This window comes from Microbulbifer maximicatervae (SeqCode) (assembly GCF_052467065.1).
The window spans coordinates 3,959,479-3,973,885 of record NZ_CP174299.1 but is presented as its reverse complement, the minus strand read 5'-3'; the positions used below and the strand labels follow the sequence as shown (position 1 = coordinate 3,973,885).

Sequence of the window (14,407 nt, the reverse complement as noted above, 5' to 3'; positions counted from 1 at the left end):
TAATCTCGCTTCCCACAAAATCCTCGGAGTTAACAGTGAGCAATAGAGAACATATTTCCTTTCTAGAACCAATAAAAAATCCGCCCGCTTACTCAATGGATAAAGAAAATAGAAAATTAGAACTTAAACTTGATGTACAGTACGAAAAGAATAACATTTTCAGTTTTTACAAAACCCATGACACACCAACCTGGACCCGTGTATTTTCATCATCAATCACTCAAGAAGCAGGTTTCACACTGACAGGCCCTACCATTGAAATTCGCGCTGATAGCCACCTTACTGTCCAGACAAACAACCTGCTGCCAGAGGAAGACCCCCTCAATACACCCGCTACAATAAACTTCCCCCATGAGTTCAATACCTACAACTTACATACTCACGGGCTTCACGTCTCCCCAGAATCTCCGGCAGACAATGTCTGCATGAAGATCAAACCAGGGGAAAGTTATACCTACGAATACGACATCCCCAAGGACCACCCCCCGGGGCTCTACTGGTACCACCCCCACAAACACGGCTCTGTCGCTATACAAGTTGGCAGCGGGATGGCAGGTGCCCTAATCGTGAGGGATGAATTTGACGATGAACTTGAGGCAATGGGAGTTAAGGAACATATTCTTGTCTTCCAGAATATTGCCGTAGATGAGCACGGAAAAGTAGAGGATCAACACCAGGTCGCTAAGTTCCCAGATAGTGAATACTGTATTACCGTTAACGGACAATACTGCCCTATCATTCATGCAACGGTGGGTGAGCTTCTCAATCTGAGACTTCTCAATGCTACCACTCGCACATCGATAGACATCGATTGCCCTTGGTTCGCGCAAATGTACATCTACGGGTTTGATGGAAACCCTACTGATGACTACCGCCTACAAGACGGAGTAAGCCTGGGCCCCGCTAATCGAGCCTCCCTTTTCTTAAAAATCAGTGAAGCCGCCACTCCGGGAGCTCATTTTTACATTTACAATAATGCGATTGAGTTCCAACAAATGCCGCATTATAAGTACCATAACAACAGTCCACTTTTTGTTATCGCTATTGCCCAGGGAGAGGAAATCGGAACGGCAATCTATGCTCCCAGCAAACCACCCGCTCGATGTGCGCCCCCACCCTTCCCCAGCAGTTTTAAAGTGGACTTACTGAAACCTATTACAGATGATGAGATCACCAATACACGTCGACTCACTTTCCAGGCCAACACGCTTGATGACCCCCAAAAATATTATCGCGGGCTGAATGTCAGTATTGACCATTCACCATTCGAAGGATGTGAAGTGGTTAATCATTACGTAGAGCTTGATGCAGTAGAGGAGTGGACCTTGGTTAATGAAAGTGAATTCCCCCACCCAATCCATATTCATGTTAATCCGTATTATGTTATCGAGGTGGTTGGAGAAGACCCCATGCACCACACACTCAAACTACCGTTTTGGTGCGACACCTTTCAAGTACCGCCCCATGGACATGTCAAATTCCGTACTCGTTTCAAGGATTTTACCGGAAAGTATCCTCTGCATTGCCACTTACTTTATCATGAGGATGGGGGCATGATGCAGCATGTTAGGGTTGTCAAAGATGCCTCTGAGATTCCAAAATAGCCCACTTATCTACCCAGTCATTGAATGCAAGGATCGTTAAAGTCCCGTAGGAATTAACACTTACTAGGGGCCACTTTTTGCGGGTCATGCAACTTGGGCGGAGTTGCATGACCACAATGCTTACTCAGCCAATCGCAAGCATGGATAATATCCTTTGCAAGGCCACTGATTGCATTCTGATTGAGATGAGGGCGAACAACAATTCTCAGAGAGTTTACAGACTGAGCGTTTGGCGGCATCGAATAGGCAGAAAGAACCCATCCCCGCTCACGTACTTTATTGGATATATCATATTCATTAAAATTCTTATATTTTTTATTCAGGGTCATGGCAACAACCGGGATTCTCTGGGTTTTATTCATTATTTCAAAGTACCCACTGGCCACCAGAAGTTGACGAAGAGTCTGCGCATTTTCCAAGGTGTGCTGCATAATCTGCCTGTAACCCTCATAACCTAGACGTATAAAGTTGTAATACTGATAAGCAACCGGCGATGCATTTCGGCTGAAGTTCAATGTGGCTGTAGGCATCTCCCCACCCAGGTAATTAACATAGAACATCAAGTCTTCATCAAAAACTGCTCTTTCACGAAAAATTATCCACCCCAATCCCGGCGGCACCAAGCCAAACTTGTGCCCGGAGGCATTGATAGATTTCACTCTTGGCAAACGAAAATCCCATTTGTAATTCGGATAGAGAAATGGATTAACAAATCCTCCCGACGCCCCATCAATATGCATAGGAATGTCGTTTCCTGTTCTCTCTTCATACTTATCCAACCAGTTTTGTATCGCCCTAAATGCATCATCCTCACCGGTAAAGGTTTGCCCGGCGATAGCGACAACAGCGATGGTATTCTCATCGACCAATTCATCCAGATGTTCACTGGTAAAGCGGTAATGACCAGGCTTTAACGGTGCTATGCGCGGCTCCACATCAAAGTAGCGCATAAATTTGTCCCAAACGATCTGCACATTGGCTCCGGTAACCAGGTTAGGTTTTGAGCCGTCTTTGCCGGCTTGCTGCCTCTTCTTACGCCAATTCCACTTGTGCGCCAAACCAGCCAACATGCAGGCCTCTGACGAGCCTATGGTCGCTGCGCCGTATGGCTCTACTCCCTCAGGTCCATTCCAGAGGTTGTGTAACCAGCGAACCATTCGCGCTTCCATCGCAAACAGCTGTGGATACATATCGTGATCAATATAGTTCTTCAGATAATGTTTCTTAGCGACCTCAAATGCTTCTGACTCAGTAAAAGTTGTGACAAACGAAGATAAGTTCATCGCAGGCTTTGCGTCAGCCCAGGTTTCACTGGTTACAATAGCCTCAGCAGCCTCTGCTGAAATACTACACCGGGGAAAATGCTTTTCTGGAATATCTTCATTGTATTCGTCAAAGAACCTGTCAAATGGAGATTGCTCTTTCACTACCTACCTCCGGCTCACTCATCAATATCAGAAAATGACTGCTGTTGATGGCCACCCTCCCCCCGCCAGGAGGGATTGTGAAAATAGAAAATTAACAAGGGAACTGTGATCGCTATAGCAATTCCACCCAGATTGAGAGCAACATAAGTTACAGGGTTTTTTATCGTGAGCTGTTCTGGCGGGAAAAATGAAACTACCAAGGCAAAAACAACGGAAATTAAGCCTATTCCAGCAACAATACAAACCCCTGGCAGCCCTCCGGGGATACGAAAACTTCTGGGTAAGTCTGGTTGTGTGATCCGTAACCGAATAACCGCAGCAAACATCATTATGTACATAATGATATATAAGCTAATAGCCATCACTGAAATTAAAACAAAAGCTGTAGATACATTATCCATTAAAATGTAAATGGACGAGATTGCCGCTACCACTACAAACTGTGCGAGGAGAATATTTTTTTGTACACCTACCCGATTTTCTCGCTGAAACCAGGGCGGCAACATCCCATCCTGGGCCGTAGCCAGTAGCCCTCGACTGGGGCCAGCCAACCATGCCAAGGCACCACTTAGTGCACCATAGCCAATTAGCCAGGAAAGTGCTTGCACGGGCCATTGAATCCCAAGTAGCTGCCCAAAAGCTCTTTCGTAAGCTGTAAATAAGCCAGTTTCTACAGATATCTCTTTATAGGGCAAAATTGCAGCAATAGAGAGAGCGCCGAGGGTGAACACCAGGATGGAAATAACGGCGGCGATGGCAATTACAGCTGGATATCCTCGACGGGTATCACGTAGTTCCGACACATGCGTGGCCTGTGCCTCCACCCCAGCAAAGGCAAGTAAAATACCCCCGAGAAAAGCAATAGCCCCCAAACCGTTAATATGGGGAAACCAGCGCGGGTGATCATAACCATCCCGACGCACAGCTACTTCCGGGTCGGTCAAGGTCTCCCAGCCAATAGGATTACCACTCACCACCCACCAAACAGCCAGGATAATCAAAATCAAGCAGGGAAATACGATACCCACCAGAAATCCAAACTGTGCCACTTTTACCAGAAAGCGGGTTCCGGTAAGGGCAATCAGTGTCGCAAGTAAGTAGGCAAGAATACAAAACCCACCGATATAGTAGGTATTCTGGGCGATGGTATTATCGCCCACCGCGTAAGCCACCGCCGCAGCGGCAAAACCCAACTCCGTGGGATACCAAACAATGCACTCGATCCACTGCAACCATATAGCGACAAAACCCACCTTCGGGGTAAAAGCCTCACCAACCCAGGTATAGACACCCCCAGTGCGCTCTGAAAAGGCGCTGCCAAGTTCTGCCGAGACGAGCCCTGCAGGAATCAAGAACAGCAATGCCGCAAAGCCGATATAGAAAAACATCGTCAGCTCTTCTTGCGCCATCATCGGCAGGGTACGCAAGCTGGTAACAACCGTTGCGGCAGTTAGGAGCCCGAGAGCAGCCACAGAAAACATCTTTCTGTTGGCGATATCCGGGGTGCTCGATGCACTGCTCCCTTTTGGTCGCACTGATGGGACCTCCCTGGAGTGCAATATTTTTGCGGCAGTACAAAGAAGCAAAGCCTATCGTGGGAGTCTGCGGGATAGATGGGATAACAGAGGTGCCGCTACCAAGGCATGAGCCGCCCTTTTAGCAACGGACTTATGGAAACATAGAATTCATAGCAAGTCGGTGCCCACACCATCTTTCACCCAAGGAGAAATCGGCTAGGGCAGCGGTATGTGGCAGTTAGCCTGGAACCCCATGTTTGGTGTAGATATCGAAGCGTCCGGATTTCCCCTCCAAGGAAAGGCTGGGCTTCATATCAGCCAAATAGGGGGCAAGCTTAGGGCGCTTAACTACTGTGCGGTAGTAGCAGGCCGCCAAGGCAGGGCTCAATAAGCTATCCGCATCCTCATCAATCCCAACCAAATGATGGAAGGCAGCCATTTCCTTTTTGACCTTGGCAGCTTTCCCCCGCGCAGGGAACATTGGATCCAGATAAATAACAGGGATGGATTCCTCCGATTGCAGCGCGAGCCACTCTGACGCCGCCGTACAGCAATCCACCAAGCTCATTCGCTCAGAAATTGCAGCCAACTCAGCATCCCCGATAGACGCCTGTCGCAGCCGGCGTATTCCATCTTTCAGCAATTGGAAAACAACCGGGTTGCGCTCCAGCATCTGCACCTCACATCCCAGCGCCGCCAGAACAAATGCATCTCTACCCAAACCAGCGGTGGCATCGAGGACTTTGGGATGGAAGCCAGAACGCAGACCAACAGCTTTTGCTACTGGTTGAGCTTTACCTCCGCCATACTTGCGGCGATGAGCAAGTGTTCCAGCAACAAAATCCACCCATACTGGCCCGGCTGCTTTACGCCCGGTCGCACATAACTGCAGTTGCTCTCCGAGACACAACACTTGGGGAAAGTCGACCACATCAGCAGGAGAAATAGCTCCAAGGAGGGGGTAATCTAACTGAGCGGATAGTTCTTCCGCTGCGGAAACATATTCTGGCGCCGCAGCGACAATAGCCAACGATGGACTCACCTGCCCTCCAGGTAACATTGAAAAAGGGAGGCGATGCTAACCCGGTTTTTGTAACCATTCCAGAGCTTGAGCGGACTCCTCTTCGGGAAAGGGACGCACCTCAGCACTGATGAAGTGACAGGCAAGGTTGGGCATAAAGCGGAGGATAGGATTATCGGTAACCACGGCTATCCGGCGGATATGCCGTTGATGCTCTCGAATAAAGCGAAAATGAGAGATCATTGCGACGAAGCTCTCCCAGCCAGCGAAATCTCCCGCATTGACTAGCAACCCTTCTATACGTCCCCGCTTGCTGATGATCGGATCAACTTGCGCGGCTAGCAACTGGAAGTCCTCAACGGTTAACTTCCCAACTGGTCTAACCTCGAGTATTCGATCACCCTGATGCCAGATATGCTCAATCATATTTTGAGAATGCGGCAGGGCCACACTTCTGTGCGGCCCTGCTTTTCGCTTAGCTCGATGTAGCTGAGTCATTACTACTGATCAGTTATCATTACTTTCCATTCCCTCATCCTGACCGGTATCTGCCTCTGTATCTGTTTCAGTGCCATCGGCAGACGCATCCATATCGTTAGTCGCTCCCTCTACAGCATCATTGGCTTCCTTCGTAGCATCATCTACGACCTTATCCGCTTGCTGATTTAGGTCGCCGCCCGAGTTATTGCTCGCGTCTGGCATGGCGCTAGAATCATTAGCATCCGGGCTCATGTTGCCATCTGCACCCATATTGTCTGACCCAGACATAGTAGCGTCAGGTGAGCTCCCGTTATCTGAAGACCCCGGAGGAGCGGGATCGGTTGAGTCAGAGTCCTGGGGCATTTGGGAATCGGGATTGCCCATACCATCAGGGGAATCCGAGGTATCTGCTGGGGCCATTGAGCCACCGCTACTTCCTCCACTAGAGGGTGTAGAGGATCCCCTCATCTGTTCACTCTTCTGCTCCTGCTCCATCGAGTTATAGGCTTCTTTAGCCTTATGCTCGCCGCTGCGCGACATAAAATAACCGATGATCAGTAATAAAATGATCAGGGGAATCAGTAACTTCTTCATATCTGGACCTCTCGACCCCAGGCAAACTCAAAAGAAGACATTAATCATTAAAATCGAGCCGGTTACACAGTGCTGGTCGGTGTACTTTCTCGATAACAATCCCAAACCCTGACACTCCAGCCTGTTTACAACGGTGCGCAACTTAATGAGATGCAGCGCCTGTAAAAGAAGGTCGCGCCAATACTGATAAGAATAACCCGCCTTTGGGGTTCTTCAAGGGGAAGAGCCACTTCGTAGCAGGTTGGATTGCTGTAAAGAAAGATTCAGTTAAAACCATTAGTTCTAACAGGTCGGCAAGAAAACAACTTACTAGCCCTGTTTTATAAACTCATTAAGTTGGGCAAGTATCGCGGTGGCATCTGACTCAGCAATAACCGCTTCACAGCTCTTCAGGTGTAACCTTCCATAGCTATCCAAATTAGCGAAGATCAGATAGTTTTCACCCTGCTCCAACTTTATATCACAGGATTCAAACCCAAGGCGGAAGGTTATCTCTCCACCCATAGGCCCTTTCCATACCTGGCTTGGCACTGCTGAATAGATATAGCCGGATATGGCTGTAACTCCATCTTCAGACAGTGCGCTATCCACATCCCGGTGGACATCAATAATTTCTACTTGCGCCACAACCTCAGCTTGGGCAAAACGTAATTCCAAATGAGCAGTAGGTGCCGAAGCTATGTCCTCAGCCGCATGCGCCGTGCTACTCACTAGGAGATATAAAATAACACTCACGATTTTGGAAAATGTCTCACAAGATATTTTTTGCGTCACAACCCTCTCCTTACTTATGCTCTTATCGCAGTAGACATAGCACAAGTAATTAGGATCGGCTTATTCTTTTTTACAGAGTCTGAAGGATAGCTAAGAGGTGAGGAAATTTGGCAGAAATTCCTCTAGCGTGAAAATCAATACAGTGGATAACTAAGCGGGCTACTCAGTGAGCAGCCCTGATAGCTATAAAATCGGCCATTTAAATACCGGTATAGGTTAAGCGATAGATTTTATGGGCAAAATCGTCAGAAATTAGCACACTACCATCAGGCATTTCTAAAAATGCAACAGGGCGCCCATAGGTAGTTTCATCCCGCATAAAACCAGTGACCAGTGGCTTGTAATCCGTGACCTCACCATCTTTAACTGTCGCCATCATTACTCGGTAACCTGATTTTTTGCTTCGATTCCAGGACCCGTGCTCAGCAACCAACAAGTTCTGTTGGTATTCCTTGGGAAACTGCCCACCGCGATAAAAGTGAATTCCGAGAGGCGCCACATGGGCATCTAAATTTAATACCGGCTTGGAATAATCAGCGGCCTTCTTACCCTGACCAAATTCCGGATCAGCAATATCGTCACCGTGGAAATAAGGATAGCCAAAATGCTCTCCTGCAAAGCTTACCTTATTGATTTCACAGGGTGGGATATCATCACCCATCATGTCCCGACCATTGTCTGAAAACCACAATTCATTGGTTTGCGGATGAAAATCAAAGCCAACGGAGTTTCTCACCCCATTTGCAATCACTTTTGTTTTCTTAGATTGCAAGTCCAGCGAAAATATTTTTGAGTAATTTTCGTTGGCATCACAGATATTACAAGGTGCGCCGACGGGCACTATCAGCTGCCCTTCACTATCAAAACGCAAAAACTTCCAACCATGATGCCTGTCCGCTGGAAACTGATCGTAAACAACCTCAGACTTCGGTTTGTCAAGATTTTTATCAATCTGGGGAAAGCGAATAATCTTATTGACATCAGCCACATATAAATCGCCATTTTTATAGGCAATACCTGTCGGCGCTTTTAAATCATCCATCAATAGCCAACGCTGATCAGCTACACCATCATTATCTGTGTCCTTGAAAGCATAAACTTTTTTCGCGCTGAAAGAACCAGAAAATACTGTACCCGACTCAGAACGTGCCAATTGACGGGCCGTCTCAACATCTTCTGCAAAGTAGCTGAGCTTAAAGCCCTCGGGTACCTTGAGGTAATCAAGGTCTATCTCAGCACTTGCAGAAGCTGCAAATAGCAAACTGGCCAAAAGTAAGTATTTCATATTTATATTCTTGCAAAATATAAATATTAACTAAAAGTGAAGATGTTGATCAACTCAGAGGTTCAGACATACATGAGCACTCATGCTTAAACACTGAAAAGCCGCCTCCCATATCGAAGATAAGCCGAAAATCAACGAAATCCAGCATTTTCAAGCGAACTGTTTGCGATATTTACTGGGAAGAATACCTTTCTGCCGGAGAAACGCCCTTCTCATTTGTTCCTGCGACGAAAAGCCACACTGGGTTGCCACTACATCCTGACTAATCCCTGCCTCCAAGATTAACTGACAGGCCTTCTCAACTCTAACCTGCTCCAAATACCGAGCCGGAGTTACACCTATCTCGCTTGTGAAGCAGCGAGAAAAATTTCGGGGGCTCATTGCTTGTTTTTTGGCTAAAAAATCAACACTGAGAGACTGCTCTAAGTTAAGGTTTATCCATTCCAACAACGGGGAGAACCTATTATTTTTTAATTGTGCCTGTAAATAACTACTGTACTGACTCTGATCACCATCACGCTTCAGGTACAAAATCATTTCCCGAGCAACTAAAAGGGCCAGTTTTCGACCGAAGTCCTCCTCAACCATAGCCAAGGCCAAGTCTATCCCTGCACTTCGCCCTACAGAACTGTAGATTTTCTTATCTCTCACAAAAATCGCTTTGTCATCTACTTCAATATCTTTATATTTTTTTAGATCACCGATGTATTTTTCATGGGTTGTAGCCCGATGCCCTGATAAAACTCCAGCCTTAGCAAGTACCAATGTGCCACTTCCGCTAACCCCTATCCTCTCAACTTCCTTTGCCTTAACTTTCAACCACTCAAGAAACAGACTGTCATCCGTTAAATCAAGGCAACTTTTCGCAGTACCACCTCCAACTAAAAGAGTATGGATGGAATCGGCCTCGTAAAAACATTTATCTGGATGTACTTTCAGGCCAGTAGTTACTTGCCTCGGCTCCTTGCTTGCAGCCAAAAATTCAATTTTATACAGCTGATCTTCGCCATACCCAAAATCGGCCATTTGTTTATTAGCAAACGTAAACACCTCAGCTGGACCTGTGATATCCAGGCACTGGGCACCAGAACAAATAATGATCGATATCGTTCTCTTTTTACTTTCTGTAAGGCCCTGGTATGGCGATAGAAGACTACTTTTCACGGCAAACACCTACAACTAACTTATCAACCCAGAAGGGTTCTTTATGTTTTCTCGCAAATCTAACTTGGCGTAAAAAGGCAAAATAACTCGATGGAATTAAGTGACTTTGCGTTAGGATGTACTAACCTTGCATATTCTGTAAAGTAATATTGATATTACCTTAAAGAATAACCAGTCACCCAAAATTTAGGGCCTTTTAACTGATCAAATTTCATCCCACTTGTACTTACAGGCTGTACCAATAAAACTAACAACCTCAATTGGTACAGATGAACCAATAATTATTTCGCTTGTACAACGATAAATAGTATTTTCCACCCTAAAAATTTTGGTGCCTTTTGCACGCACACCAGCAAATGATTGAAGACTGCTTTTTTGACACATCTAAATAAAATGCCAATTAAGGACCCACAACACTGCTTTCACCTTTCCATATCGCCTCATACATCGGCCTCAGTCCCCTCAACCTACAAAAAATCCAAACTAAAAACTTAATAAGAATAAAGAATCAAAGCCGCATAAGGCTATGGAATATTATTTAAAAAATTACAAATTAACTATTCTCACCTAAAAACATCAACTTCAACCACTTAAACCATATCACTAATTACTCAATAAAAAGTTCAACAATTAGTTGTAGCCACTACATCTACCAGATAATTAAGTGAAAACCCAACTCTTACTGGAGGAATTTACATTCTAAAGACTCCTCCTAAAGAGAGAGAGCCAAGGCTTGTGCGGCAAACTCCAATCGAACACCAATTAAGATGGTAAATTTTCCACCAAAACAGAGGTACCCCATGAGTAGACAGCATCGATCCTTTTCATCTGAATTTAAATTATATGCTGCCCGCTTAATAATAGATCAGTGCTACTTAATCATCGATTCAACACGATTGTTGAATGCAGGTATTACGGCTATTCGCCTTCAAATGAAGCACCTAAGTGCAATAAACACCTGCTAGCAAAGCACTTACCACTGAGTAACAAAAAATATAGAAGTTTGAAGCTCAGTCCCCCTAAAAAGGGAGAAATAGACACTAAAAAAGGCCACCGCTCTTATAATATCCGGCGAGTTACATCGTACGCAGTGACAGGCTGATCAAGTGAACAGAAGTCCGTAAAAAATGGCTCACAAAGCACTTGTAATATCTCCATAATTTTCCTATGAAAATAGGAAAAAACAACTCTGTCGATGGAGTCAGAATATAGCTTCATACCAAGGTTATTGAGTTCTTCGAACGCAGTCCAAGCTCTGCTGGAAGAAGCTCAACCATAGGTTTATTCTATAAGTAGGGAAAGACGCTTTAGGTCTAGAATACTAATATCTCAGAAGAGCTTACTATACCCACAGTAAGCATAAGAGAGTAACAGTCAAGCACCTAGATGTACCAATTAAATTTGGCCGCCGGTTTAATCTAGAGATATCCATTCGAGTTTGACGCAGAATAATACCTATATCTGAGCTGGTTCAAGCTGTGTTAGCTAGTGCCACACCAACACTAAAAGCACTGGGAGCAACGAGAAAAGCCCTACAGTGTTATGCCCCACTGAGGTCAAGGCAGCCAGTATCTTACTCATCAACTCATCTAACGACTGTGACAATACCGAATAACCCAGAGGGTGAATCATATGTGGAAGTTTTAGGGGTAATATGCACCAATAGAAAGACTATTTTTGCGCCTGAAAGGTAAGTAGGTACTCTCTATCGATTATACCTCCATCACAGAATCAGGCGAGACATCAAACATTACCTGACAACTTACAACAGCTAGGAACATCCCATCAATTCAATTACGAAATACCGTCTATAAATATGGAAGATAACTTAACTACCTTCTGAAAGTAGCTTACCTCTAAACTATAGATCATTAGAAGATTCAAAAAAGGATCTATACAAGTGACACAAATATTATAATAATGACCGCACCTACCAGGAAATGAAGTATTGCGGCCACACAACGATAGCAGTATTTGAAGGAGGGAGCACCTGCAAGGAAAAATTCAGAAGCTGAATTTTTCTTAAGTAATACCTTTTTGAAAAATCGGTAACTGTCAGTTCAAATCTGAACTACTACCTACCTAATTTTTCCATGAGAACAAGCTGCACTCTCCCTCAAAGAAAAATTAAAACTTCCTAAACTCAAGCTATATTCCCTTCATTATACGAAGGAATATAGTTGAAATAAAAAATTATCTGCAAGCATCTTTTAATCAAGCAATTAAAAGGTAGCCAAAAGAAATATTGACCACCCCTATTAGGCTAAAGATCGTTCATACTCAATCGTTTTTGAGGAGCATTTGAATCATGCATATAGCCCTGACTCAAAACCACATCTACCTCCCCCCACTTAGCCATCTTCAACAAAGGCAACAAATTCCGTAGCAGCTTTTCGCTATCAGGACAACTTAGGAAAAATCGAGCTTGGGAGTTTATCACATCAACCCCTTCCAAGCTTCCAAAATAATTGGATTCCACATCTAATAACATTAAGTGAGAATCTATTTCGTCCTGGATAGCACTGACCATCTCGCTTTTCTCAATGTCCAACATCTCATCCGATAGTGTTACCATAACAATTAATGTTTGCCGCTTCAGATTTAAAAGCTCATTACTTTCTAAACCTTTTAGATTCATGGGTTTTTGATCATGCCAGTCAATATTTGGACTCAATGGCCATATTTTTGTAAAACTAAACCCTTTTAAGTCATTTTCCATAACGCGATTTACAAACTTACCTGAAACGATCACCATTTCAGGAAGATCATAAATTCTAAATATCGGAATATCTAACAACCTATCCTTATCGAACGCAAAGTAATCAATGTCAATTGCTGATGTCGGTGGGTCACACCAATATTTACATCTAGAAAGATTCCTATTAAGAGCATCCTGTACCGACAATATATTATAAAAATAATATTTACCATTTACTGCATCTAAAGGTAGTAGCTCTCCATAAGGTTCAAGCAAATCTTGTAACACCGTGCATGCTCTCTCGCTAAATGCAGGATAGATAAAATCTAACCCAGGGTAGTCCTGGAAAGAACTTACTCGCCCCTCAACCTTTGGAGCCAACCATTTATCCTTCAATACGACAGGGTTCCAATCACTTTCATTTGCAGTGACTTCATACCCAGGAGTTATATCCTCCAATAAGTCGTTACGACCCAGTACAGATGGCTCATCAATATTCTCTAAACCAAACCCTTCAAACCGGGGGTCATCCACAATTACTCTAAGACAGAATAACTCCATATCCTTAATAATCTTCATTACTGAAATTTACCTTCATCAATTTTTTTTGCTAACTCTTGCAGAGCTTGGACCATTTGCTCTTCAGTTTTCACATTCGATAATGAACTGCGAAGCTCCAAAAAAAATTTATCGGAATGAGTTCCATTGTGGCCAGCCTTTGCCCAAAAGCCATTTAACGCCGTATCTCTAAAATCCTCCCCTAGAAGCTGATCAAATTTTTTCTGTGCAAATATTATTGCATTTTGGACTTGTTTACTTCTATTCGAAAAACCACCTGTAGGTATAATGTGGGCGGCCTGATGCCCCCCAGGTGGTCTCGGGCCATCTAATTCAGTCAAACTTCTCCCCAACCTTTTAGAAGGGCTGGATCCGCTGTGACTCTTTACAATTTTTCCGCCATATTTAACAAATTTAGTCCCCATTCTCCTAACAGAAAGAAAATCTGTGGCCCCGCCAGTTGCCCTACTTGCAGCTTCTGCGGCCACCTCTTTAGCCACGAAGACAATAACTGGTATTAGAAACGCCAGCTCTCCATTAGGATCCCTATATTTGTAAGGGTTATTATTGGCATAAGTATATCGGTTAACTCCCTGTAAATTCCCATCAGTCAGATATTCTTGAGCTGAGACAGGATCTGTAGAATAAAACCGACCTAAATTTGAATCGTAATATCTGGCCTTCATATAGACCAAGTTTAAATCTGTATCATTTAAGTGCCCCGTAAAACCTACACCTTCAGCTTTTACACTCTCAGTGGCACCAAATGGATCAAAATGAAATTCTTGTATAACATTTCCTGCTTGATCCGCCTCCAATATTGGAGACCCAAGGGTATCTGGTATCGTGTATACTATTCTTTCCTTTGATAGAAAACTCCCCAAGTAAGCAGCAGAACCGCATTGGTCATTCACATTACAAGCCAAAAGGCTTACATTAGCTTCTCCCAAAGGCAGCCCTGAAAGAGAGTACTTTAAATTTGTTGTTGAAATTAATCTTAGAGTTTGATTTTCATCATAAATTTCAATTTGATAATAAGCTGCATTTTTAATTGGATACCAACTAAAATTGATAATATCACTACCTATATGCTGCGGCACCTGCTCAATACTTGAAATGCTCGGTGATGGTAGCACAGGGATTATTGTTGTTATATCTCCTGTCGAAATAGGGATAAAAACCTGCCTTCCATCCGCTGCCAGTATTTTCGCGCAAAATAAACTGAAAGCAAAAAAAATAAAAATACAAAAAGTTCGCACTGAAACTTGCTTGATATAGTTCATAA

At 44.2% G+C, this 14,407-nt stretch carries 11 protein-coding genes; 1 reads left to right on the top strand and 10 read right to left on the bottom strand.

Going from position 1 to position 14,407, the window contains the following annotated elements; translation table 11 throughout:
• Nucleotides 1-35 precede the first annotated feature (35 nt).
• Nucleotides 36-1,604, top strand: a complete 1,569-nt coding sequence (locus tag ACJJI1_RS17580; protein WP_444957445.1) for a multicopper oxidase family protein — start codon at nt 36-38, stop codon at nt 1,602-1,604.
• Between the two features lie 53 nt (nt 1,605-1,657).
• Here the strand turns inward: ACJJI1_RS17580 and gad are convergent, their stop codons facing one another.
• The 10 genes from gad to ACJJI1_RS17530 form a co-directional block, all read right to left on the bottom strand.
• On the bottom strand, nt 1,658-3,031 hold the full coding sequence (gad, locus tag ACJJI1_RS17575) for a glutamate decarboxylase (protein ID WP_444957444.1): 1,374 nt from the start codon (nt 3,029-3,031) through the stop codon (nt 1,658-1,660).
• A gap of 14 nt (nt 3,032-3,045) precedes the next feature.
• On the bottom strand, nt 3,046-4,566 hold the full coding sequence (locus ACJJI1_RS17570) for an amino acid permease (protein WP_444897584.1): 1,521 nt from the start codon (nt 4,564-4,566) through the stop codon (nt 3,046-3,048).
• A gap of 220 nt (nt 4,567-4,786) precedes the next feature.
• A complete protein-coding gene (locus tag ACJJI1_RS17565; protein WP_444957443.1) occupies nt 4,787-5,590 on the bottom strand; it encodes a class I SAM-dependent methyltransferase in 804 nt (267 codons plus the stop codon).
• A 36-nt stretch (nt 5,591-5,626) separates the two neighbouring features.
• Nucleotides 5,627-5,995 (bottom strand): SpoIIAA family protein, encoded by a 369-nt coding sequence (locus ACJJI1_RS17560; protein ID WP_413665487.1) that lies wholly within the window; start codon nt 5,993-5,995, stop codon nt 5,627-5,629.
• 81 nt (nt 5,996-6,076) lie between these two features.
• Nucleotides 6,077-6,643, bottom strand: coding sequence for a hypothetical protein (locus ACJJI1_RS17555; protein ID WP_444897586.1), 567 nt, complete (start codon nt 6,641-6,643; stop codon nt 6,077-6,079).
• Between the two features lie 309 nt (nt 6,644-6,952).
• A complete protein-coding gene (locus ACJJI1_RS17550) occupies nt 6,953-7,417 on the bottom strand; it encodes a netrin-like domain-containing protein (protein ID WP_444957442.1) in 465 nt (154 codons plus the stop codon).
• Nucleotides 7,418-7,616: 199 nt separating this feature from the next.
• Complete coding sequence (locus tag ACJJI1_RS17545) at nt 7,617-8,702, bottom strand: PQQ-dependent sugar dehydrogenase (protein WP_444957441.1); 1,086 nt, start codon at nt 8,700-8,702, stop codon at nt 7,617-7,619.
• 150 nt (nt 8,703-8,852) lie between these two features.
• Nucleotides 8,853-9,866 (bottom strand): GlxA family transcriptional regulator, encoded by a 1,014-nt coding sequence (locus ACJJI1_RS17540; protein WP_444957440.1) that lies wholly within the window; start codon nt 9,864-9,866, stop codon nt 8,853-8,855.
• 2,263 nt (nt 9,867-12,129) lie between these two features.
• Entirely contained in the window at nt 12,130-13,143 is a 1,014-nt protein-coding gene (locus tag ACJJI1_RS17535; protein WP_444957439.1) for an imm11 family protein, read from the bottom strand.
• The gene (locus ACJJI1_RS17530) at nt 13,143-14,405 is read right to left on the bottom strand and encodes an RHS repeat-associated core domain-containing protein (protein WP_444957438.1); all 1,263 of its coding nucleotides are present in this window, start codon (nt 14,403-14,405) and stop codon (nt 13,143-13,145) included. The genes ACJJI1_RS17535 and ACJJI1_RS17530 overlap by 1 nt, the downstream gene beginning before the upstream one ends.
• Nucleotides 14,406-14,407: the final 2 nt, after the last annotated feature.

Coding starts and splice junctions, on each gene's coding strand:
- ACJJI1_RS17560 (WP_413665487.1), bottom strand. CDS start 5,995: ATGATTGAGCATATCTGGCATCAGGGTGATCGAATACTCGAGGTTAGA.
- ACJJI1_RS17555 (WP_444897586.1), bottom strand. CDS start 6,643: ATGAAGAAGTTACTGATTCCCCTGATCATTTTATTACTGATCATCGGT.
- ACJJI1_RS17545 (WP_444957441.1), bottom strand. CDS start 8,702: ATGAAATACTTACTTTTGGCCAGTTTGCTATTTGCAGCTTCTGCAAGT.
- ACJJI1_RS17535 (WP_444957439.1), bottom strand. CDS start 13,143: ATGAAGATTATTAAGGATATGGAGTTATTCTGTCTTAGAGTAATTGTG.
- ACJJI1_RS17530 (WP_444957438.1), bottom strand. CDS start 14,405: ATGAACTATATCAAGCAAGTTTCAGTGCGAACTTTTTGTATTTTTATT.